At 71.7% G+C, this 516-nt stretch carries 1 protein-coding gene; it reads left to right on the top strand.

Going from position 1 to position 516, the window contains the following annotated elements:
* Positions 1-516 (top strand): tetratricopeptide repeat protein (locus tag AC1DZC_RS20435; protein WP_477044565.1); only part of this gene is annotated, 516 nt, incomplete at both ends.

Consider the following 516-nt stretch of genomic DNA (forward strand, 5'->3'; position numbering starts at 1 on the left):
ATACGGTGGCGCACCTGCCCTATGACAGCGAGGCCCTGTTGTTCGCGGCGGAGGCCGAATGCCGCAGCGGCCATGACGGCGCGTGCCTCGGCGACGCCGAACGCGTGCTCGCCCGATCGCCCGACAATGCCCGTGCCCTTGCCTGGAAAGGCGTGGCGCTGACGGGTCAGGCCGTTACGGGGCCCGCGACGGACCGATCGGCCAAGCTCGCCGATGCACGGAGGACGATCGAGCGCGCGATCGAACTCGACGGCGACGCCCCTCTGCCGCTGATCGCCTATTTCCAGAGCTTCGCGCGCGCCGGCGAACGGGTTCCGGACCCGGCGATGCTGGGCATGGCGAAGGTCATCCGCAGCGTGCCGGCCGCGCCGGCGCCGCGCCTGTATCTCGCCGAGGAGCTGCTGCGCCAGGGCAAGGCCGACCTTGCCCGCCGGGTGGTCTATACGGTGCTCTACGGCGCCTATGACTCGCCGGAAAAGACCGCGGCGCGGGCCTTGTTCGCCTCCGCCGGCGGCC

This window comes from Cellulomonas sp. P2_B4, from assembly GCF_056404795.1.